Genomic DNA, 21,873 nt, shown 5'->3' with positions numbered 1-21,873 from the left:
CGCATGTCCCCGCGCCGCGTGACCAAGACCCTGTCGTCCGAAGCCGAGACGGCGCGCTACGCCGCGGCGCTGGGCGCGCAGTTGCGCGAAGGCAACACGATCCTGCTGAGCGGCCCGGTCGGCGCGGGCAAGACGCATTTCGCGCGGAGCCTGATTCAAGCCATCCTGACCGAACCCGAGGACGTGCCCTCGCCCACCTTCACGCTGGTGCAGACATACGACACGCGCCAGGGCCCGCTGTGGCATGCAGATCTCTACCGCGTCGGATCGACCCTCGAAATCGAGGAATTGGGACTTGCCGAGGCCTTCGCGACGGCGATCTGCCTCGTCGAATGGCCGGACCGGCTGGGCGCGTTGCGACCCCCGAATGCGCTCGACATCACTCTGACCGATGGAGGCGACGAATACGCCCGCGTCCTGACCGCGTCCTGGACCGATACCGGCTGGGACGCGCGCGTCGAGGGTGACCCGACATGACGGCGCGCGCCGATCTCGCGCGAGATTTCCTCGACCGGGCAGGCTGGGGCGATGCGCGGCGCACGCTGCTCGCTGGCGACGCCTCGCAACGCCGCTACGACCGGCTGAAACGCGGGTCCAAGGCCCGCGCGGTGCTGATGGATGCAGACCCCGCGCGCGGCGAGGACACACGCCCGTTCATCACAATCGCCGAGCACCTGCGCGGCATCGGCCTCAGCGCACCCGAGATTCTTGCCAGCGATCCCGCGCACGGCTTCCTGCTGCTCGAGGATCTCGGCGACGACGTGTTCGCGCGTCTCGTCACCAATGCGCCCGAGCTCGAAACCAGTCTCTACGACGCCGCGATCGACGTGCTGCCGGTGTTGCAGGACCACGCCGCTCCGGCACTATCCCGGCTCGATGCCGCGACCTGTGCCGATCTCGCCGCCGCGATCTTCGAGTGGTACCATACCGGTTCCGAAGCGGAGACTTCCGCGCTGGCCGCCGAATTTCGGGAGAGGTTCGAGAACCTCTGCCAGCCGCTCGACACCGTGGCCCCGGTGTTGATGCTGCGCGACTACCACGCGGAGAACCTGATCTGGCTGCCGGAACGGGCCGGCGTCGCAAGGGTCGGGCTGCTCGACTTCCAGGACGCGATGCTGGCCCATCCGGCCTACGACCTCGTGTCGATCCTTCAGGACGCCCGCCGCGACGTGCCGCCGGCCCTCGAGACGCACAGCCTCGACCGGTTTCTCGCCGCGACCGGCCACGACCGCGCGGCCTTCGGAGAGGCCTACGCCACCCTCGGCCTGCAACGCCAGTTGCGGATCCTCGGCGTCTTCGCACGGCTCAGCCGACGGGATGGCAAGGCGCGCTACATCGACTTTGTGCCCCGGGTCTGGGCGCTGGCCCAACGCAACCTCGCGCATCCCGCGCTGTCCGGCATCGCGTCGTTCCTTGCGGACACCCTGCCGCCCCCGACCCCCGACCATCTCGCCAGACTGAGACAGACATGCCAGACCGCCCCGACACCGTGATGCTCTTCGCCGCCGGTTTCGGGACCCGGATGAAGCCGCTGACGGAACGGATGCCGAAACCGATGATCCCGGTCGCGGGCAAGCCGCTGATCGACCATGCCCTCGCGCTCGTCGCGCCGCTTCGCCCGCGCGTCGTGGCCGCCAACCTGCATTACCGCCCCGAGCCTTTGGTCGCCCATCTCGCGCCGCGCGGGGTGCAACCCATCGTCGAGACACCCGAGATCCTCGACACCGGCGGCGGGCTGAAGAACGCGCTGCCCCTGCTCGGCAAGGGACCGGTGATCACGATGAACACCGACGCGATCTGGATCGGACCGAACCCGCTCGAACTGTTGCGCGCCGCATGGGAGCCAGAGCGGATGGACGCGCTGCTGATCTGCGTGCCCGCCGCGCGCGCAGTTGGCCGCATCGAGCCCGGCGACTTCACTTGCGACGCCGAAGGTCGGCTCGGCCGGCGCGGTGATCTGGTCTACGGCGGCGCGCAGATCCTCAAGACCGACCGCGTCGCCGCGCGGCCCGAACGGGTCTTCTCGCTCAACGCGATCTGGGACGAAATGAAGGCCGAGGGACGGCTGTTCGGCATCGTGCATCCCGGACACTGGTGCGACGTCGGAACGCCCGCCGGGATCGGTCTCGCCGAGGACATGCTGAGGCAACACGATGTTCGATAGCTCCGCGACCCCGCGTGTCTTCACGCTCGAACCCGGCGTCGATTTCCCGCGGGCGGTGGCCGAGGGCCTGCGCGAACGGCTGACCGGCCAGCCCCCGGAGGCGATCGCGCGGGTCGACCTGATCGTCAACACCCGCAGGATGCAGCGCCGCCTGCGCGCCCTCTTCGATTCAGGCCCCGCGACCCTGCTGCCGCGCATCCGGCTGGTGACCGACCTCGACACACTCGAGCCGGGCCTTGCGATGCCCGCCTCCGTGCCCGCCCTGCGCCGGCGGCTGGAACTGATGCAACTGGTCGCGCCCCTGCTCGCGGCCGAACGCGACCTCGGCGGGCGAACGTCGCTTTTCGATCTGACCGACAGCCTCGCCGCGCTGATCGACGAGATGGAGGGCGAAGGCGTCACCGCCGAAAAGATCGCCGGGCTCGACGTCAGCGACCAGTCGGGCCACTGGCAGCGCGCGCTTGCCTTCCTGCGGATCGCACAAGGCTACGTCGACCGCGCCGACACGGGACCCGGGCCGGAGGCGCGGCAGCGCGGCCTCGTCGCCCGGCTGGTCGAGCGCTGGGCCGAGCAGCCGCGCGAAACGCCGGTGATCCTCGCCGGCTCCACCGGATCGCGGGGGACGACGAAACTGCTGATGGAAGCCGTGGCCCGCCTGCCGCAGGGGGCGGTGATCCTGCCGGGCTTCGATGCCGACATGCCCCGCGCGGCCTGGTCGCAGCTCACCCGGCAGGACTTGTCCGAGGATCATCCGCAGTACCGGTTCTTCGACCTCATGCAATCGCTGGACCTGGGTCTCGACGACCTGCGCCCCTGGACCGCGCGGGCGGCCCCGCCGTCGCGGGCGCGCAACGCGCTGGTGTCGCTGTCGCTGCGACCGGCGCCCTTTACCGACGCCTGGCTCTCGGAAGGTCCACGCCTGGGCCCGCTGGCGGAGGCAACCGCCGACACGACCCTTGTCGAGGCCCCGACGCCGCGGGCCGAGGCGCTGGCCATCGCGATGCGACTGCGCCAGGCCGCCGAGAACGGCGAAACGGCGGCGCTGATCACGCCGGACCGCATGTTGACCCGGCAGGTGACCGCGGCGCTCGACCGCTGGCGCATCTTGCCGGACGATTCCGCCGGCATGCCGCTGCACCTGTCGCCTCCGGGGCGCCTCTTGCGCCATGTCGCGGGGCTCTTCACCACCCGGCTTGACGCCGAGGCGCTGCTTACGCTGCTCAAGCACCCGCTGACCCACAGCGCCGGAAGCCGCAGCGACCACCTGCTGAACACCCGCCGGCTCGAACTGCGGATCCGTCGCCACGGTCTGCCCTATCCGGACGCCGACGGGATCGCGCGGCTGATGTCCGGTGTCGACAAGGATCCCGCCAGGCAGGCCGCCGCGGACCGCTGGGCCATCTGGGTCGGCGAAACCTTCACCGGGCGCGAAGCCCCCGGCGCGCGCGCCCTGACCACCTGGGTCGACGAGCACATGGCGCTGGCCACGGCGATCGCCGGCGGGCCGGAACCGGAGGGACCCGGCGCGCTCTGGCAGATGAACGCGGGCGATGCCGCCGAGAACGTCATGACGGGGCTGGCCGAGCAGGCGCCCCATGGCGGAGAGGTCTCGGCGCTCGACTATGCCACGCTGCTCGACGGCCTTCTGTCGGCCGGCGAGGTGCGCGACCGCGACGCGCCGCACCCGCGTATCATGATCTGGGGCACGCTCGAGGCGCGGGTGCAGGGCGCGGACCTCGTGATCCTCGGTGGCCTGAACGACGGAACCTGGCCGGAACCGGCGCGCCCCGATCCCTGGCTCAACCGCCGGATGCGGCTCGATGCCGGGCTGTTGCTGCCGGAACGCCGCATCGGGCTTTCGGCGCACGACTACCAGCAGGCGATCGCGGCGCCGCAGGTCTGGCTGACCCGCGCGATCCGCTCGGACGATGCCGAGACCATTCCCTCGCGCTGGATCAACCGCTTGCAGAACCTGATGGGCGGGCTCGAGGCGACGGGCGGGCAGGCGGCGCTGAGGGACATGCGGGCGCGCGGCGATGCCTGGCTCGACCGGGTCGCGGCGCTGGAGCAGGTCACCCGCATTCCCGGCGCGCCGCGCCCCTCTCCCTGCCCGCCGGTTGCCGCGCGTCCGACCCAGCTTTCGGTCACCGAGATCAGGACGCTGATCCGCGACCCTTATGCGATCTACGCGCGCCATGTCCTGAAGTTGCGCCCGATCGGTCCGCTGGTGCAGGCGCCCGACGCGCTGATCCGGGGCACGCTGGCGCATGACGTGATGGAGCGGTTCGTGAAAACGGCAACCGCGGATCCGGCGCGGCTGACAGCAGACGCCTTGATGGAGGTCGCCGCCGAGGTGATGCGCGACGGCGCGCCCTGGCCCGCGGCGCGGACGATGTGGCTGTCGCGTGTCGGGCGCATCGCGGAGTGGTTCGTGACAGGCGAGATCGCGCGGCAGGCCGTGGCGACCCCCGTGGCCTTCGAGGAGGACGCGACCGGCCGGATCACGTGGCCCGACATCGGGGTCAGCCTCAAGGGACGGGCGGACCGGATCGACCGGACCGAGGATGGCCGGATCATCCTCTACGACTACAAGACCGGCGCGCCGCCGTCGAAGAAGGAACAGGCCGCCTTCGACAAGCAGTTGCTGATCGAGGCCGGGATGGTCGAGGCCGGAGCCTTTGCCCGCATCGGACCCGCGCCGGTCCTGTCGGCGGTGTTCATCGGCCTCGGCAAGGGTCAGGAAGTTGCCGCGCCACTGGCCGACGAACCCCCCGCCGAGGTGCTGGCCCGGCTCAAGGCGCTGCTGTCTGAGTACCGCGCGCCCGACCAGGGGTTCACCGCGCGTCGGGCGATGCAGCGCGTCGCTTTTGCCGGTGACTACGACCAGCTTGCCCGGTTCGGCGAATGGGACGAGACCGACACGCCCTTGCGCGAGGTTCTGACATGAGCGCGCCGAACGACGCCTCCGCCGCGCAGATCCGCGCCGCCGACCCGGCCTTCTCGACCTGGCTCTCGGCCAATGCCGGGTCGGGCAAGACGCGGGTCCTGACCGACCGCGTCGCACGCCTGCTGCTGGGCGGGGTCGACCCCCGGGCGTCGCACAAGGCGGTCGATCCGCAGCATATCCTGTGCCTGACCTACACCAAGGCGGCGGCCTCGGAGATGCAGAACCGGCTCTACAAGCGGCTCGGGCAGTGGGCGATGATGTCCGACGACGCGTTGCGCGCCGCACTGCGCGAACTGGGCGAGGACGGCGCGATCCCGGCCGAGAAGCTGCGCGAAGCGCGCCGGCTTTTCGCGCGGGCGCTTGAGACGCCGGGCGGGTTGAAGATCCAGACCATCCATTCCTTCTGCGCCGCGCTGCTGCGGCGCTTTCCGCTCGAATCCGGGGTCAGCCCGCAATTCACCGAGATGGACGACCGCGCCGCCGAGCTGCTGCGGGCCGGGATCGTCGACCGGATGGCCGAAGGCCCCGATGCGCCGCTGGTCGACGGGATGGCGCGGCACCTGACGGACGAGAATTTCGGCGCGATCACCGCCTCCATCGTGCGCATGGGTGATGCCTTTGACACACCACTGGACCTCGCGGACCTGCTCGGACTTTTCGGTCAGCCGGCCAGCCTGACAGAGGCGGGCATCGCGGGGTCCGTTTTTCCCGGTGGCGAACGCGACCTGCTCGACCGGTTCATCCCAACTATGCGCGCGAAGGGCGGCAACGACGGCAAGGCGGCCGAGAAGCTGGCCGCGATCGCGACGCCGGGGTTCGACGATCTGCCGGTTCTCGAGGACGTGTTCTTGACGAAATCCGGTGCCAACGCCTTCTGCGCCAAGATCGGCAAGCTGCCCACCAAGCCGACGCAGGATGCCCTGTCGGCGGACATGCCCGCGTGGAACGCCTTCATGCAGCGCGTGGAAGACGCGCGCGAGCCACGACTGGCCTTGCTGGCGGCGCAGAAGGCGCTGGCGCTGCATCGCTTCGCGGCGCGGTTTCTCGAACACTACAATGCCGCCAAGCGCGATCACGGCTGGCTTGACTTCGACGACCTGATCCTGCGCACGCGTCGCCTGCTCGACGATCCGGCGGTGGCGGCCTGGGTGCTCTACAAGATCGACGGCGGGATCGACCACATCCTCGTCGACGAGGCGCAGGACACCAGCCCGTCGCAATGGGACGTGATCCGCAAGCTGACCCTCGAATTCGCCAGCGGCGCCGGTGCGCGCCCGGACGTAGCCCGCACGATCTTCGTCGTCGGCGACAAGAAGCAGTCGATCTATTCCTTCCAGGGTGCCGACCCCCTTGAGTTCGACCGCATGGAAAAGGATTTCCGGCAGCGGCTGGAGGCGGCCGAACAGCCGTTTCAGTCCGAGACACTGGCCTATTCCTTCCGCTCATCCTCGGCGGTGCTGCGGATCGTCGATCACTGTTTCGGCGAGGCCTCGGGGACCGGGTTCGACCCCGCGCCGCAGCACATCGCCTTCAAGCACCGGCTGCCGGGCCGGGTCGACATCTGGCCGGTGGTTCCGCGGCAGGACACGCCCGAGGATGGCGACTGGACCGACCCGGTCGATCGCCCGGGCGAACGCCACCACACGGTGATCCTGGCGGAACGCATCGCCCGCCAGATCCAGGAGCTGACACAGACACCGCATTACATTCCCGCCGACGTGGACGGGCATCCCGGTCATGTCCGGCGCCGAATCCGTCCGGGCGATTTCCTGATCCTCGTCCAGCGCCGGTCGGACCTCTTTTCCGAGATCATCCGCGCCTGCAAGGCCCTGAACCTTCCCATCGCCGGGTCCGACCGGCTGAAGGTCGGCGCGGAACTCGCGGTGCGCGATCTGGCCGCACTGCTGGCCTTTCTCGCCGTGCCCGAGGATGACCTGTCGCTGGCGACGGCGCTGAAATCGCCGCTCTTCGGCTGGAGCGAGCAGATGCTCTTCGATCTCGCGCACGCGCGCGACGGGTACCTCTGGCAGGCGCTGCGAGGCCGAGGCGCGGAGTTTACCGAGACGCTCGCGATGCTGCAGGACCTCCTGAACGAGGTCGACTTCCGGCGGCCCTACGACCTCATCGAGCGCATCCTGACCCGCCACGAAGGGCGCGCGCGGTTGCTGGCGCGGCTTGGGGCCGAGGCCGAGGACGGCATCGACGCTTTGCTCAGCCAGGCACTGGCCTACGAACGCAACGCGGTGCCGAGCCTGACCGGGTTCCTGGTCTGGATGGAGACCGACGATCTCGAGATCAAGCGGCAGGTCGATTCCGCTTCCGACCAGATCCGGGTGATGACGGTGCACGGCGCAAAGGGACTCGAATCGCCCATCGTGATCCTGCCCGACACGGTGCGCCGGCCGCCGCAGATCCGCGACAGCGTGGTGGACGTGGGCGGCCACCCTGTCTGGGCGACGCCCGCCAACGAGCGCCCGGCGGCGATGCGCGACAGGCTCGACGCGATGCGCGCGGCCGAAGAGGCCGAGCGCCTGCGCCTGCTTTACGTCGCACTGACGCGGGCCGAGAAATGGCTGATCCTCGCCGCCTGCGGGGACCTGCCGACCTCCGGCGACAGCTGGTACCAGGCGGTTCAACGCGCGATGGACCCGTCCGGCGCGGAAGAGATCGAGGTCGACGGCGAAAAGGGCAAACGCCACGCACACGGCGACTGGGATGCCCTCCCGGTGGTCGAGCCCGAAGAAAAGGTCGTGCATCCGCCCAGCCTCGAGCCGTTTTTCGCCGCACCGGCCCCTGCGGAACCGCCGCAGCGCGCAACGCTTTCGCCCTCCGATCTCGGCGGCGCGAAGGCACTGCCGGGCGATCTCGGAGAGGACAGCGAGATCGCAAAGCGCCACGGCACGCTGGTCCACGACCTGCTCGAACATCTCGCAGCGCGGCCCGCGCCCGAGCGCCCGGGACTGCTGGCCGCGATGGCGCCGGAAGACGGGACCGCCGCCTTCGACGCGGCAGGGGCGGAGGCGCAGGCGGTTCTGGGCGATCCGTCCCTTGCCTGGATCTTCGCGTCCGGCACGCTGGCCGAGGTGCCGATTTCGGCGGAACTCGGCCGGCACCGCCTGCACGGCGTCATCGACCGTCTCATCGTCGAACCCGACCGCGTGCTGGCGGTCGACTTCAAGACCAACCGGGTGGTGCCCGCGACCCCCGGGACCTGTCCCGACGGCATCCTGCGGCAGATGGGTGCCTATGCCCATGCACTGGCGCAAATCTGGCCCGACCGCCGGATCGAGACCGGTATCCTCTGGACCCGCGACGCCAGCTTCATGGCTCTGCCGCACGACATCGTGAGCGACGCCTTGCAGTCAGCGCCATATCTTGACGAAGCGCCGGGGCCTTCATAGGTTCAGCGCCTAACCGAAGCCTGTCAGGAGATCACGATGGCAACCCACGCCGTTACGGACGACACGTTCGACGCCGAAGTCAAGAAATCAGACATCCCCGTGGTGGTGGATTTCTGGGCGGAGTGGTGCGGCCCGTGCAAGCAGATCGGTCCGGCCCTGGAGGAACTTTCCGAGTCGATGGAAGGCAAAGTCAAGATCGTCAAGGTCAACGTCGACGACAACCCTAACTCTCCCGCACAGATGGGCGTGCGCGGCATCCCGGCGCTGTTCATCTTCAAGGACGGGCAGGTCGTGTCGAACATGGCTGGTGCGCGCCCCAAGGCGGCGCTGCAAAGCTGGATCGAAGAGTCGATCTGAACGATCCGGACACCACGGCGGAGGGAGCCTGCAACGGCTCCCTTTTTTCTTGAGAAAAATTTCATTTGACATTTACGCCCCCAGGCTGGCCGCGTTGCAGACGGTCCCAGCAAGGTCCATATAGGGCGGGACGCAAGGAGACAGAGACATGGCGGACCCGGATTTCCCCGGCTGGCACGGTACGACGATCATCGGCGTGAAGAAAGGCGACGAGGTTGTCATTGCAGGCGATGGGCAGGTCTCGCTCGGCCAGACCGTAATCAAGGGCACCGCGCGCAAGGTGCGGCGTCTGACACCGGGCGGCTTCGACGTGGTCGCGGGATTTGCCGGCTCGACCGCCGACGCCTTCGCGCTGCTCGAACGGCTCGAAGCAAAGCTCGAGGCGACACCGGGCCAGCTGGCGCGCGCCTCGGTCGAACTCGCCAAGGACTGGCGCACCGACAAGTACCTGCAGAAGCTCGAGGCGATGCTGATCGTCTCGGACGGCAATGACATGCTGGTCATCACCGGCGCCGGGGACGTGCTGGAACCGGAACACGATGTCGCCGCCATCGGCTCGGGCGGTAACTACGCGCTGGCCGCGGCGCGCGCGATGATGGATACCGAGCGATCCGCCGAAGAGGTCGCGCGCGCGGCGATGGCGATCGCTGCGGATATCTGCGTCTACACCAACGGCAACCTGACCGTGGAGAAGATCTCGAAATGACCGATCTCACCCCCCGCGAAATCGTCTCGGAACTCGACCGGTTCATCATCGGCCAGAAGGATGCCAAGCGCGCGGTCGCCGTCGCCCTGCGCAACCGCTGGCGGCGCAAGCAGCTTTCGGACGCGCTGCGCGACGAGGTGTATCCGAAGAACATCCTGATGATCGGGCCCACCGGCGTCGGCAAGACCGAGATCAGCCGCAGGCTGGCCCGGCTGGCCCGGGCGCCGTTTCTCAAGGTCGAGGCGACCAAGTTCACCGAAGTCGGCTATGTCGGCCGCGACGTCGAGCAGATCATCCGCGATCTCGTCGACAGCGCCATCGTGATGACCCGCGACTACATGCGCGAGCAGGTCAAGACCTCGGCCCAGCAAGCCGCCGAGGACCGGGTGATCGACGCCATCGCCGGAGAGGACGCCCGCGAAGGCACGCGCGAGATGTTCCGCAAGAAGCTGAAGGCGGGTGAACTCGACGATACCGAGATCGACCTCGAGGTTTCGGAGTCCTCGAATCCGTTCCCGATGATGGAGATCCCCGGCCAGCAGGGCGGGATGGGGATGCTCAACCTCGGCGACCTCTTCGGCAAGGCGATGGGCGGGCGCAAGACCAAGAAGCGCCTGACCGTGGCCGACAGCTACGATGTGCTGATCGGCGAAGAGGCTGACAAGCTTCTCGATGACGAGACCGTCACCCGCAGCGCCATCGAGGCCGTGGAACAGAACGGCATCGTGTTCCTCGACGAGATCGACAAGGTCTGCGCGCGCTCGGATGCGCGCGGTGCCGACGTCAGCCGCGAGGGCGTGCAGCGCGACCTGCTGCCGCTGATCGAGGGCACGACCGTCAGCACCAAGCACGGGCCGGTCAAGACCGACCACATCCTGTTCATCGCTTCGGGCGCGTTCCACATCGCCAAGCCGTCGGACCTGTTGCCCGAACTGCAGGGTCGCCTGCCGATCCGGGTCGAGCTGCGCGCGCTGACCGAAGAGGACTTCGTGCGCATCCTGACCGAGACCGACAACGCGCTGACGCTGCAATATACCGCGCTGATGGGCACCGAAGAGGTCGACGTGCGCTTCACCGAGGACGGAATCGCGGCGCTGGCCAAGATCGCGGCCGAAGTGAACCAGTCGGTCGAGAACATCGGCGCGCGGCGGCTTTACACCGTCATGGAGCGTGTCTTCGAGGAACTCTCGTTCACCGCACCGGACCGGGGCGGCGAAGAGGTCGTCGTCAACGCCGCATTCGTGGACAAGAACCTCGGTGAACTGACCCGATCCGCCGATGTGAGCCGCTACGTGCTCTGACAGGGCTTTCCTTTCCCGCCGAAACGCGGGAGAGAGAGGCATGGGCTTTCTGCAATTTCTCCGCCAGAACGCCCCGTTTCTCTCGGCCGGGTTCCTGCTTTCGTTCACGTCGAGCTACGGGCAGACGTTCTTCATCTCGTTGTTCGCCGGCGAGATCATGCGCGATTTCGACCTCTCGCACGGGCAATGGGGGCTGATCTACACCATCGCCACCACGGTTTCGGCGCTTGCGATGGTCTGGGCCGGCGTTCTGACCGACCGCTTCCGCGTGCGGTATCTGATGGTCGTCGTGTCGATCCTGCTGGCGCTCAGCTGCATCGCCATGGCCGGGGCGCAGGGTGCTGTCGTGCTTGGCGTGGTGATCTTCGCGCTGCGCCTGAACGGGCAGGGCATGATGAGCCACCTCAGCATCGTGGCCATGGCGCGCTGGTTCAACGCCACGCGCGGCAAGGCCATCTCGATCTCGTCGATGGGGTTCGCGATGGGCCAGGCGGTGCTGCCTCTGGCTTTCGTGGCATTGCTGGCCTGGGTCGACTGGCGGCTCTTGTGGCTGCTGGCCGCCGCCATCGTGCTGGCCACCGCGCCGATCATCTTCCGCCTGCTGCGAGAGGAACGCACGCCGCAATCGGTCGCCGAAAGCAGCGCCGCCCTGGGCATGGGCGGGCGGCACTGGACGCGCGGCGAGATGGTCAAGAACTGGCTGTTCTGGGGTGTCCTTCCGCTGATGATCGGACCGCCGGCTTTCGGAACGGCGCTGTTCTTTCACCAGGTACACCTTACCGAAGTGAAGGGCTGGGAATTGGCCGGCTTCGTGTCGCTTCTGCCGCTTTTCACCGCCGTCTCTGTCCTGACGACCTTCACTTCGGGCGGCCTCATCGACCGGATCGGCACCCGGCGGCTGATGCAGGTCATCTTCGTGCCCTTCGTACTGGCCTTCTTCGTGTTGGGACAGGCGCAGACGCTCTGGGGCGCGGCGCTTGGCATGATGATCTTCGGCATCTGCACCGGAGCCCAGTCGACGATCCCCTCCGCCTTCTGGGCCGAGCATTACGGCACGCGGCACATCGGATCGATCAAGGCACTGGTCACGGCGATCCTGGTATTCGGGTCGGCGATCGGCCCCGGCCTCACCGGCCTGCTGATCGACCTCGGCATCGACTTTCCCGACCAGATGACGGGCATTTCCATCTACTTCGCGCTGACCGGCATCTTGGCCGCGGTCACGGTGGAGAAGGCCGCGCGGTTCTTCGCGTCACCGGCGCAGGTAGACGTAGTAGGCACCTGATCCGCCATGCCGGATGTGCGCGGGTTCGACCTGCAGGACGGCGGCGGCAAGCGGCTGGAGTCTCAGCCATTGCGGCACCTGGTGCTTGAGAACACCGTGCCGCACCGGAATCGGCCCGTCGTCGTCGCGGTCCTTGCCCTTGCCGGTGATCACCAGCACCAGCCGTCGCCCGGCACTTTGCGAAGACAGGATGAAACGCGTCAGCGCGACATGTGCCCGGTCGAGCGTCATGCCGTGCAGGTCGATCCGGGCCTCGGGTTTCAGCTTGCCGCGCCGCAGGCGGGTGAAGGTCTTGCGGTCCATCTGAAGCGGTGCGGCGCGCAGGCCTTCGGCAAGCGACGGCGCAAGATCTTTCGCGGTCTTCTTCGGCGCGGGCCGGGCGGGAAAGCGCGAAGCCGTCGGTTCGGCCTTGCGGCGCGGGGCCGGCTTCGGGGTCGGAACGATGGCTTCGGGATCGAAGGTCTCGCGCCGGCGCGGGTGCAGCGGTTCGGCCTGATCCGCCACCTTGCGCCAAAGTTCGACTTCGTCCGCCGTCGGCCTTCGACGGCTCATATGGCGCTTTCGGGCAGCAGCGCATAGGCGCGCTGGATCGGCATCAGTACCAGCATCCGACCCGGGTCTTTCAGTTGCCCGGCCGCGCGGCCCGCGGTCGCCCCGGTGCCAAAGAACACGTCCGCGCGTTGCGCGCCCTTGATCGCCGACCCGGTGTCCTGCGCGATCATCAAGCGGTGCATCGGCTCCGCGCCCGCCTTCTCGATCCAGACCGGTGCGCCGAGCGGCACGAAGGCGGGATCAACGGCGATCGAGCGCAGCTTGGTCACCGAGCGGTTCATCGCGCCCAAGGGACCGCGATCCGCCGGCACCTCGCTCACCTCGCGGAAGAAGACGTAGGACGGGTTGTGGAACAGCAGTTCGCGGCCGTCGTCGGGATTGCGCCGGACCCAGTTCTTGATCACCTCGGCGCTGACCTGGTGCACGTCGTAGATGCCGCGCCGGACCAGCTCGACCCCGATCGAACGGTAGGGATGTCCGTTCGCCCCGGCATAGCCGACGCGGATGTGGCGACCGTCGGTCAGGCGGATCCGGCCCGAGCCCTGGATCTGCAGAAAGAACAGTTCGACCGGGTCGTCGACCCAGGCGATTTCCAGTCCACGGCCCGCCATGATCCCGCCGTCGAGGATCTCGCGCCGGGTGAACCACAGGCTCGCCGTGCGCGCCTCGGGCGGCATGGCATAGACCGGGTAACGAAACCGCGGCGTCTCGACCAGCGAGCCATCAAGCTCGGGCTCGAAGTAGCCGGTGAAAAGCGCCGGGTCGCCATCCTCGATCAGCACCGGGCGGAACAGCAGTTCGAAAAAACTTTTCGGATCCGGATCGGTCGCGGCGAAGGCGCAGACCGCGCGCCAGTCGGGATCGCGCATGTCAATGCAGGTCTTGCGGAACACCTTGAGCGCCGCGCCATGATCGTCCGTCTGCCAGTCCTGCAGATCGGCGAACTCGACCATCGTGTAGCGCGGATCGGCGGCGGACGGCGCGGCCATCACGACCGACAACGCCGACAGCACCCCCGCAAGGAGACCACTCAGCCGTCTGTGGAGACCAGCAGCCAATTTGGGTCGTCCGATCCCATCTTGCGCGCGAACGACCAGGTGTCCTTCTGGCGCTTGACCTCGTTCTTGCTGCCCTCGACGACCTCACCCTCGGCGTTGCGCACTTCCGAAGTCAGCTCGCCGGTGAAGCGGATGGTCAGCTCGGCCTCCTGCGTGTCCTTGTCGAACGTGGCATCCATCAGCTTGAGCTCGCGCACACCGATGAAATCGGCCTCGATCGTCAGGCCCTGGTCCTCGCGGGCGGCAACACCCTCGACGAAGCTTTCATAGATGTCCTCGGCCAGGAACGGCTTGATCGCGTCGAGATCGCCGCGCTCGTAGCCCATCACGATCATCTCGTAGGCGCTGCGTGCGCCGGCGAGGAATTCGGTCACGCTGAAGGATGGCTCGATGCGTTTCATCTCGGCCAGCGCCTTGGCTTCGTCGCTGCCCTCCTCGACATGGTCGGTGATGTCGTAATCGGGTCCGCCCTCGATCACCTCGAACTCGCGGCTCGGCCGGTTCGAGACCGGCGGTTTCGACGAGGCCGGTCCTTCGAATCCGTCCCTCGTGCCCAGCACGTTTTTCAGGCGCAGGATCAGGAAGATCGCGATTCCGGCCAGCACCAGAAGTTGAAGGAGGGGCGAATTCATTGAAACCTCGTACAGGTCAAGACATGGAAACAGGTGTCTAGGGCACTTATGTAAGCGAGTGACCCGTTCAAGTCCACAAGACCACACGAAAGGACACGACCATATGTGGCTGTTTCTGATCTTCATCGCGGTCCCGCTGATCGAAATCGCCCTGTTCATTCAGGTCGGCGGTCTGATCGGGCTTGGCTGGACGCTGTTCACCGTCGTCGTGACCGCGATCCTCGGGACCTGGCTGGTCCGCACGCAAGGTCTGGCCGCTCTCGATCAGCTGAAAACTTCCTTCAACGAGATGCGCGACCCGTCCGAGCCACTGGCGCATGGTGCCATGATCCTGTTTTCCGGCGCACTTCTGCTGACACCGGGTTTTTTTACCGACGCCATCGGTTTCGCCCTGCTGGTGCCCGCGATCCGCTCCGCCGCCTTCCAGGCAATCCGATCGCGTGTCCGGGTCACGTCCTTCCAGTCGGGATCTGTCCCGCCGCACCGCGAACCGCGTCGGCCGGTCCGTCCGCGCGATGACGTGATCGAGGGCGACTACACCGAGGTGCCGCCCAAGGGCGTGCGTCCCACCCATGACGGGCGCAACGGCGGTTCGGGCTGGACCAAGCATTGAGCAGCCCGCCCCGAGGTGTTAAGCGGTCGCTGATTTAAGAACACCTCAGGGAGACACCCATGGCAGAAGACGCCGACGCCCAGCAGCCGCAGCAGCCTCAAGTCCCGCAGATGCGGGTCCTGGGCCAGTTCATCCGCGACATGTCCTTCGAGAACATCATGGCGCAAAAGGGCGCGCCCGCCGACGTGACCCCGGACGTGCAGGTCCAGGTCAACCTCGACGCCAAGAAGCGCAGCGCCGAGAACCAGTACGAGTCCTCGATCAAGCTCAACGTCACCTCCAAGCAGAAGGACGGTGACGCGACGCTTTTCGTGCTCGAGATCGACTACGTCGGCATCTTCAGCATCCAGAACGTCCAGGACGATCAGCTACACCCGTTCCTGCTGATCGAATGCCCGCGGATGATCTTCCCGTTCCTGCGCCGCATCGTCAGCGACATCACGCGCGACGGCGGCTTCCCGCCGCTGAACCTCGAGAACATCGATTTCGTGTCGCTGTACCGCAACGAGATCGCGCGCCGTCAGGCCAACCCGCCGAAAGCGGACGCCTGAGCTAGAGCTTGCCCCAAAGAGCGTCCGCGCCCAGCGCCTCGACAAAGGCGGCATGGGCCGCGGCCTCTCTTTCGGTGATCCGCGGCGGCAGCGCTTCAGGTCGCGGCCGCGGGGTCCAGTCCTCGCCGCCGCCGCCCGTGCCGTTGTTCACCGAAACCGAAAGGGCGAAATCGGGCTGCCGTCCGCCGATCAGCTCGAGATAGACCTCGGCCAAAATCTCGCTGTCGAGCAGTGCACCGTGCAGCGTCCGCGCCGAGTTGTCGATCCCGAACCGCCGGCAAAGCGCGTCCAGCGACGCGGGAGAACCCGGAAACCGCTTGCGCGCGATTTCCAGCGTGTCGATGGCGCGCTCCCACGCGATCTGCGGCAGCCCCATCCAGCGCAGTTCGGCATTGAGGAATTTCACGTCGAAGGCCGCATTGTGGATCACCAGCTTGGCATCGCCCACGAAGTCGAGAAACGCCTGACCGACTTCCGCGAACTTGGGCTTGTCGGCAAGAAACTCGTCACCCAGCCCATGCACTTGGAATGCCTCTTCGGGCATGCTGCGCTCGGGGTTTATGTACTGGTGGTAGGTCTTGCCGGTGGCGACATGGCCGATCAGTTCGACCGCGCCGATCTCGACGATGCGGTCGCCGGTCTCGGGGTCGAATCCGGTGGTTTCCGTGTCGAGCACGATCTCACGCATTGCGTTGCCAGCCTCGTCTGAGGGTTTCGACAACAGCCTGCACCTGCGCGCGGGCATGTTCAAGCGTATCGGTTTCAATCACGAAGTCGGACCGCGCGCGTTTCTCCGCATCCGGCATCTGGTTGTCGCGGATCTGGCGGAATTCTTCACGGGTCATCGAACTGCGCGCCAGAACCCGGCGTTCCTGCTCTTCCGCCGAGACGGTCACGCAGGCCACGGCATCCATCTCGCGTTCGCCGCCGGTCTCGAACAGCAGCGGAATGTCGAGCACGACGATATCGGCCTCCGTCCGGTCGAGAAACTCCGCGCGATCCTGCGCCACCAGCGGATGCACGATTTCCTCGATCCGTTTCAGCGCCTGCGGGTCGCGCGCGATGATCCCGCGCAGCGCCGCGCGCGACACCGCGCCATCTTCCACCGCATCGGGATAGGCCGCTCCGATCGGCTCGACCGCCGCGCCGCCGGACGCATAGAGCCGATGGACGGCCGCATCCGCGTCCCACAGCGCACAGCCTTCCTCGGCGAACATCCGCGCCGTGGTCGACTTGCCCATCCCGATGGAGCCGGTCAGCCCGAGCCTGATCATCCGCCCAGAACGACCCGGCGGGTCTCGTCGTCGACCTGTGGCCGTGTGCCGAACCAGCGCTCGAATCCGGGCACCGCCTGATGCAGCAGCATCCCCAACCCGTCGACCGTGACGCATCGCTTTGCCTCGGCGGTCTCGAGCAGCCGGGTGCGCAGCGGCGTGTAGACGAGGTCCGTGACCACCGTTCCGGGCCGCAGCCCGTCGAGCGGCACGCGCATTTCGGGTTTTCCGACCATGCCCAGCGACGAGGTGTTCACCACCAGCCGGGCCTCCTCCAGCATGTTTCCGGCCTGCACCCAGTCGACGACGCTGACCCGGTTGCCGAAGTCGCTTTGAAGTTTCTCGGCCCGGACACGGGTCCGGTTCGACAGCAGGATCTTCGGCGTTCCCGCCTCGAGCAGCGAGGCGATCACCGCCCGGGCACCGCCGCCCGCGCCCAGCACCGCCGCCGGCCCGTCCTGCGGTTTCCAGTCCGGCGCGCCGGTCTTGAGGTTCTCGAGAAACCCGTACCCATCCGTATTGTCGGCATGAATCTTGCCGTCCTGGCGGAAGATCAGCGTGTTCGCCGCCCCGATCAGCGTTGCCCGGTCGGTCACGAGGTCGGCGATGTCCAGAACCGCTTCCTTGTGGGGCAGGGTCACGTTGGCGCCGACGAAGCCCATCTTGGGCATTTCGCGCAAGACGTCGCGCAGATCGCCCGGCGCCACGTCCATCGGAATGTAGAACCCGCGGATTCCGTGACGCCGCAGCCAGTGGCCGTGCAGGATCGGCGATTTCGAATGCGCTATCGGCGCACCGATGACGCCGGCCAGGGGAATTTTCTGTCCGCTCATGCCTCGAGATCTCCGCTTCGTGTCATCCAGGCCAGCAACTCGAGAAGCGGCAGGCCCAGAACGTTAAAGTAATCGCCGTCGATCCGACTGAACAGACGCACGCCTTCTTCTTCCAGCTTGTAGGCGCCGACCGAGTCGCGGATGCTTTCCCAATTCCGCGCCACGTAGGCGTCGATGTAGGCGTCCGAGGCGTCGCGCATCAAAAGCCGCACCTGCCCGACATGCCGCCAGACAGGCTGGCCGTCCTCGCAGACAACGGCCGCTGACAGCAGCATATGGCGCTTGCCGCGCATGGCCCGCAACTGGTCGCGCGCCTCCTCCGGGGTCTCGGGCTTCGACAGGATCTGGCCTTCGAACTCAAGCACCTGGTCGCAGCCCAGAACCTTTCGGCCCGGCAGCTTGTCGCTGACCTTGCGCGCCTTCAGCTCGGCCAGTGCGTCCGCGACATCCCGTGGTGGCGCATCCTCTGCGGCGAGTGCAGCGCGCACGGTCTGCTCGTCGATCCGCGCCGGGATCACCTCGATCGGCACCGCAGCCTGGCGCAGAAGATGCGCCCGGATTGTCGAACCTGACGCGAGGACAAGGGGGAAAGACATGGGGATAACCGTGTGTGCGGCATTAGGGATCTCTTAACGAAGGTTTCTGAATAATTAAGGCCGCGAGGGCAACCCGGCTGCGCTACATCGTCTTCGCGGTGAAAACCGGCGGTTCATCCGCATGTTGGCTTGAACAACCTGCGAGCTGTGGAGGATCAAGTCGTCCGGGAAACATCCACGCTGAAATCCACATGCCGAACGTCTTTGTGAAGTTTTAAACATCTGACAATAAGTGATAATTTTGCATCCCGAGGATTGTACACGAAATCGCCCACATCGCTTTCCAGACGGGATAACCCAGGCTGTAACTTCGAAATCCCCAGATTTCGGTCGACCTACATTCATCATCAATCTTTCTTTCTTATTTCTTATTGATGTAAGGAGCGGCTTCGAAGGAGTGCCCGATGACCGACCTGCTTGCCGCGGCCTATCCCTGGACCAAGGCGCTGCACATCATGGCCGTGATCGCCTGGATGGCGGGCCTGTTCTATCTACCGCGGCTGTTCGTCTATCACGTCGAGACCGTCGGCGAGACCGGAGACACCCACGGGCTTTTCATGACGATGGAGCGGCGGTTGATCCGGGTCATCATGAACCCCGCGATGATCGCGACCTGGGTCTTCGGGCTTTGCCTGCTCTTCACGCCGGGGCTGGTCAGCTGGGACATGATCTGGCCCTGGACCAAGGGCGCCGGTGTGCTCGCGATGACATGGTTCCACCACTGGTGCAGCATGCGCCGAAAGGAGCTCGAGCGCGGCGAGAACCACATCACCGGCCGTCAATTCCGGATGATGAACGAGGTGCCGACGCTGCTGATGGTGCTGATCGTCGTTTCGGTCGTCGTCCGCTTCTGAATCGTTGACTCGGCTGCAAAGCCTGCTTATCTGGCTGTCACCGCCCCGTCCGGGGACGGCGCAGACCAGACATCGCAATTTCATCACCGCCCCGCGACCGCGCGGGTCGAGAACGGGTATTCCATGACATCCGATATCACCGACGCCCCGGCGCAGCCCGAAATCGTCGAAACGCTCAACCTCGCCGATCTCAAGCGCAAGAGTCCCAAGGACCTTCTGGCCATGGCCGAGGATCTCGAGATCGAGAACGCCTCGACCATGCGCAAGGGCGAGATGATGTTCCAGATCCTGCGCGAACGCGCGGACGAGGGCTGGGAAATCTCCGGCGACGGGGTTCTCGAGGTGCTGCAGGACGGTTTCGGCTTCCTGCGCTCGCCCGAGGCCAACTACCTGCCGGGCCCCGACGACATCTACGTGTCGACCGAGATGATCCGCAAGTTCTCGCTGCGCACCGGCGACACCATCGAAGGCGTGATCCGCGCACCCGATGACAACGAACGCTACTTTGCGTTGCTCGACGTCACCAAGATCAACTTCGAGGATCCCGAGAAGGCGCGCCACAAGATCGCGTTCGAGAACCTGACGCCGCTGTATCCGGACGAGCGGCTGAACATGGAAATCGAGGATCCGACGATCAAGGACCGCTCGGCCCGGATCATCGACCTGGTCGCGCCCATCGGGAAGGGCCAGCGTTCGCTGATCGTGGCGCCGCCGCGGACCGGCAAGACGGTCCTGCTGCAGAACATCGCCAACTCGATCGAGAAGAACCACCCCGAGTGTTATCTGATCGTGCTGCTGATCGACGAGCGCCCGGAAGAGGTGACCGACATGCAGCGGTCGGTGCAGGGAGAGGTCGTCTCCTCGACCTTCGACGAACCGGCCACGCGACACGTCGCGGTCTCGGACATGGTCATCGAGAAGGCCAAGCGCCTTGTCGAGCACAAGCGCGACGTGGTGATCCTGCTCGATTCCATCACCCGTCTCGGCCGCGCCTTCAACACCGTGGTCCCGTCCTCGGGCAAGGTGCTGACCGGTGGTGTCGACGCCAACGCGCTGCAGCGGCCCAAGCGGTTCTTCGGCGCGGCGCGCAACATCGAGGAGGGCGGGTCGCTGACCATCATCGCCACCGCGCTGATCGACACCGGCAGCCGGATGGACGAGGTGATCTTCGAGGAATTCAAGGGCACGGGCAACTCCGAGATCGTGCTCGACCGCAAGGTGGCCGACAAGCGGGTCTTCCCGGCGATGGACATCCTCAAGTCCGGGACCCGGAAAGAGGACCTTCTGGTCGACAAGGCCGACCTGCAGAAGACCTTCGTGCTGCGCCGCATCCTGAACCCGATGGGGACGACGGACGCGATCGAATTCCTGTTGTCGAAGCTCAAGCAGACCAAGACCAACTCGGAATTCTTCGACTCGATGAACACCTGATAACCGTTTAATTTCAATGGTTTGAATGGAATGGAAACGATCTACGCCCTGGCTTCCGCGCATGGGCGGGCCGGGGTTTCGATCGTTCGGATCTCCGGCCCGCGGGCGTTTGGCGTGGCCGAAACCCTGTGCGGGTCCCTGCCGCCGGTTCGCAAGGCGGCGACCCGTCGCCTGACCGATGGCGCGGGCGGACTGATCGACGAAGCGCTGGTGCTGTGCTTCGCCGCGCCGGCCAGCTTCACCGGTGAGGACGTGGTCGAGTTGCAGGTCCATGGCAGTGTCGCGGTGATCGACGCGGTGCTCGGATGTCTCGCCGAAGTAGACGGGACGCGCATCGCCGAGGCAGGGGAATTCACCCGGCGCGCGCTCGAGAACGGCCGCATCGACCTCGCGCAGGTCGAAGGGCTTGCCGACCTGATCGACGCCGAGACCGAAGCGCAGCGCAGGCAGGCGGTCCGGATCCTGTCCGGTGCGCTTGGCGACAAGGTCGAAACCTGGCGCGCCGATCTGGTCCGCGCCGCAGCCTTGCTCGAGGCGACCATCGACTTCGCGGACGAGGAAGTCCCGGTCGATGTGTCGGAAGAGGTGGCCGATCTACTTGCGCGTGTTCAGTCGGACCTGCGCCAACACATCGACGGCGCTCAGATTGCCGAACGCATCCGGTCCGGATTCGAGGTCGCCATCGTCGGACCTCCGAATGCCGGCAAGTCGACGTTGCTGAATGCTTTGGTCGGTCGGGATGCGGCGATCACGTCGGAGGTCGCCGGCACCACGCGGGATGTCATCGAGGTGCGCATGGACCTGGGTGGACTGCCGGTCACGATTCTCGACACCGCCGGCTTGCGCGACAGCAGGGATGCCGTCGAGCGAATCGGGATCGAACGTGCGCTCGACCGGGCCAGATCCTCGGATCTGCGCGTGTTCCTGACCGATGCGCCGGGTAATCTGGGCCTCGTGCCGAGCCCTCAAGATATTGCGCTGATGCCCAAACAGGACACAGCGGATAGCGCGGCGCGGGGGATTTCCGGAAAAACGGGTCAAGGCATTCCCGAACTGCTCGCCGATCTTCAAGCCTACTTCTCGACCCGCGCGACATCCGCGGGATTGGCGACACGCGACCGGCATCGCACAGCCATGCTGCGGGCGACAGGCGATTTGAACGCGGCCCGGGAAATGTTGCGGCACGGTCCGGATCGGTATGATATCACGGCAGAAGAGGTGCGGTCCGCGATTCGATCCCTCGAAGTTCTCGTGGGTCGGATCGACGCAGAAAATCTGCTGGACGAGATCTTCTCGAGCTTTTGCATTGGCAAATGAC

Annotated in this window: 21 protein-coding genes; 14 read left to right on the top strand and 7 right to left on the bottom strand. The window is 66.5% G+C overall.

Features of this window, described 5'->3' with window-relative positions; genetic code table 11:
• Positions 1-3: 3 nt before the first annotated feature.
• The 9 genes from tsaE (at position 4) to R5H30_RS08855 (ending at position 12,161) form a co-directional block, all read left to right on the top strand.
• Positions 4-477 (top strand): tRNA (adenosine(37)-N6)-threonylcarbamoyltransferase complex ATPase subunit type 1 TsaE, encoded by a 474-nt coding sequence (gene tsaE, locus R5H30_RS08895; protein WP_318327889.1) that lies wholly within the window; start codon positions 4-6, stop codon positions 475-477.
• Complete coding sequence (locus tag R5H30_RS08890) at positions 474-1,493, top strand: aminoglycoside phosphotransferase family protein (protein ID WP_318327888.1); 1,020 nt, start codon at positions 474-476, stop codon at positions 1,491-1,493. The genes tsaE and R5H30_RS08890 overlap by 4 nt, the downstream gene beginning before the upstream one ends.
• A complete protein-coding gene (locus R5H30_RS08885; protein WP_318327887.1) occupies positions 1,469-2,164 on the top strand; it encodes a nucleotidyltransferase family protein in 696 nt (231 codons plus the stop codon). The genes R5H30_RS08890 and R5H30_RS08885 overlap by 25 nt, the downstream gene beginning before the upstream one ends.
• Positions 2,154-5,111 (top strand): double-strand break repair protein AddB, encoded by a 2,958-nt coding sequence (addB, locus tag R5H30_RS08880; protein ID WP_318327886.1) that lies wholly within the window; start codon positions 2,154-2,156, stop codon positions 5,109-5,111. The genes R5H30_RS08885 and addB overlap by 11 nt, the downstream gene beginning before the upstream one ends.
• Positions 5,108-8,512: a double-strand break repair helicase AddA gene (gene addA / locus R5H30_RS08875; protein ID WP_318327885.1), complete on the top strand. Its 3,405-nt coding sequence runs from the start codon at positions 5,108-5,110 to the stop codon at positions 8,510-8,512. The genes addB and addA overlap by 4 nt, the downstream gene beginning before the upstream one ends.
• A 36-nt stretch (positions 8,513-8,548) precedes the next feature.
• Positions 8,549-8,869: a thioredoxin gene (trxA, locus tag R5H30_RS08870; protein WP_318327884.1), complete on the top strand. Its 321-nt coding sequence runs from the start codon at positions 8,549-8,551 to the stop codon at positions 8,867-8,869.
• A gap of 148 nt (positions 8,870-9,017) precedes the next feature.
• Positions 9,018-9,575: an ATP-dependent protease subunit HslV gene (hslV, locus tag R5H30_RS08865; protein ID WP_318327883.1), complete on the top strand. Its 558-nt coding sequence runs from the start codon at positions 9,018-9,020 to the stop codon at positions 9,573-9,575.
• Positions 9,572-10,876 carry an ATP-dependent protease ATPase subunit HslU gene (gene hslU / locus R5H30_RS08860; RefSeq protein ID WP_318327882.1) on the top strand — a complete coding sequence of 435 codons (1,305 nt, stop codon included), beginning with the start codon at positions 9,572-9,574 and terminating at the stop codon, positions 10,874-10,876. The genes hslV and hslU overlap by 4 nt, the downstream gene beginning before the upstream one ends.
• Positions 10,877-10,916: 40 nt before the next feature.
• Positions 10,917-12,161, top strand: a complete 1,245-nt coding sequence (locus R5H30_RS08855; protein WP_318327881.1) for an MFS transporter — start codon at positions 10,917-10,919, stop codon at positions 12,159-12,161.
• Here R5H30_RS08855 and R5H30_RS08850 read toward each other — a convergent pair.
• Genes R5H30_RS08850 through R5H30_RS08840 form a run of 3 tightly spaced genes read right to left on the bottom strand, consistent with a single transcriptional unit; the run spans position 12,129 to position 14,403 of the window.
• Positions 12,129-12,713 carry a Smr/MutS family protein gene (locus R5H30_RS08850; RefSeq protein ID WP_318327880.1) on the bottom strand — a complete coding sequence of 195 codons (585 nt, stop codon included), beginning with the start codon at positions 12,711-12,713 and terminating at the stop codon, positions 12,129-12,131. The two genes, R5H30_RS08855 and R5H30_RS08850, sit on opposite strands and share 33 nt — an antisense overlap.
• Positions 12,710-13,702 (bottom strand): murein transglycosylase A, encoded by a 993-nt coding sequence (gene mltA / locus R5H30_RS08845; RefSeq protein ID WP_318327878.1) that lies wholly within the window; start codon positions 13,700-13,702, stop codon positions 12,710-12,712. The genes R5H30_RS08850 and mltA overlap by 4 nt, the downstream gene beginning before the upstream one ends.
• A gap of 41 nt (positions 13,703-13,743) precedes the next feature.
• Positions 13,744-14,403 carry a Tim44/TimA family putative adaptor protein gene (locus R5H30_RS08840; RefSeq protein ID WP_318327877.1) on the bottom strand — a complete coding sequence of 220 codons (660 nt, stop codon included), beginning with the start codon at positions 14,401-14,403 and terminating at the stop codon, positions 13,744-13,746.
• A gap of 103 nt (positions 14,404-14,506) precedes the next feature.
• Here R5H30_RS08840 and R5H30_RS08835 point away from each other — a divergent pair, with 103 nt between their 5' ends.
• Positions 14,507-15,016: an FxsA family protein gene (locus tag R5H30_RS08835; RefSeq protein WP_318327876.1), complete on the top strand. Its 510-nt coding sequence runs from the start codon at positions 14,507-14,509 to the stop codon at positions 15,014-15,016.
• 59 nt (positions 15,017-15,075) lie between these two features.
• Positions 15,076-15,567, top strand: a complete 492-nt coding sequence (gene secB / locus R5H30_RS08830) for a protein-export chaperone SecB (protein WP_318327875.1) — start codon at positions 15,076-15,078, stop codon at positions 15,565-15,567.
• 1 nt (position 15,568) lies between these two features.
• Here the strand turns inward: secB and dnaQ are convergent, their stop codons facing one another.
• The 4 genes from dnaQ to R5H30_RS08810 are packed head-to-tail and all read right to left on the bottom strand — an operon-like array spanning position 15,569 to position 18,270.
• Complete coding sequence (gene dnaQ / locus R5H30_RS08825) at positions 15,569-16,255, bottom strand: DNA polymerase III subunit epsilon (RefSeq protein ID WP_318327873.1); 687 nt, start codon at positions 16,253-16,255, stop codon at positions 15,569-15,571.
• Entirely contained in the window at positions 16,248-16,841 is a 594-nt protein-coding gene (coaE, locus tag R5H30_RS08820; RefSeq protein ID WP_318327872.1) for a dephospho-CoA kinase, read from the bottom strand. Before coaE ends, dnaQ begins: the two co-directional genes overlap by 8 nt.
• Complete coding sequence (locus R5H30_RS08815; protein ID WP_318327871.1) at positions 16,838-17,674, bottom strand: shikimate dehydrogenase; 837 nt, start codon at positions 17,672-17,674, stop codon at positions 16,838-16,840. The genes coaE and R5H30_RS08815 overlap by 4 nt, the downstream gene beginning before the upstream one ends.
• Positions 17,671-18,270, bottom strand: coding sequence for a Maf family protein (locus R5H30_RS08810; RefSeq protein WP_318327870.1), 600 nt, complete (start codon positions 18,268-18,270; stop codon positions 17,671-17,673). The genes R5H30_RS08815 and R5H30_RS08810 overlap by 4 nt, the downstream gene beginning before the upstream one ends.
• A gap of 404 nt (positions 18,271-18,674) precedes the next feature.
• Between R5H30_RS08810 and R5H30_RS08805 the strand changes: the two genes are divergently transcribed.
• The 3 genes from R5H30_RS08805 to mnmE all read left to right on the top strand — a co-directional run bounded on the left by R5H30_RS08805 (position 18,675) and on the right by mnmE (position 21,872).
• Positions 18,675-19,124 carry a CopD family protein gene (locus R5H30_RS08805; RefSeq protein WP_318327869.1) on the top strand — a complete coding sequence of 150 codons (450 nt, stop codon included), beginning with the start codon at positions 18,675-18,677 and terminating at the stop codon, positions 19,122-19,124.
• Positions 19,125-19,247: 123 nt separating this feature from the next.
• Complete coding sequence (rho, locus tag R5H30_RS08800) at positions 19,248-20,555, top strand: transcription termination factor Rho (RefSeq protein ID WP_318327868.1); 1,308 nt, start codon at positions 19,248-19,250, stop codon at positions 20,553-20,555.
• Between the two features lie 30 nt (positions 20,556-20,585).
• The gene (gene mnmE / locus R5H30_RS08795) at positions 20,586-21,872 is read left to right on the top strand and encodes a tRNA uridine-5-carboxymethylaminomethyl(34) synthesis GTPase MnmE (RefSeq protein ID WP_318327866.1); all 1,287 of its coding nucleotides are present in this window, start codon (positions 20,586-20,588) and stop codon (positions 21,870-21,872) included.
• The last annotated feature ends 1 nt before the right edge of the window (position 21,873 follow it).

The sequence above is a fragment of the Roseobacter sp. FCG-D35 genome, from assembly GCF_033436665.1.
In the GTDB taxonomy this organism is placed as follows: Bacteria; Pseudomonadota; Alphaproteobacteria; order Rhodobacterales; family Rhodobacteraceae; genus JAWQFO01.
The sequence above is the reverse complement of the archived record's forward strand: the minus strand, read 5'-3'. Positions and strand labels throughout refer to the sequence as shown.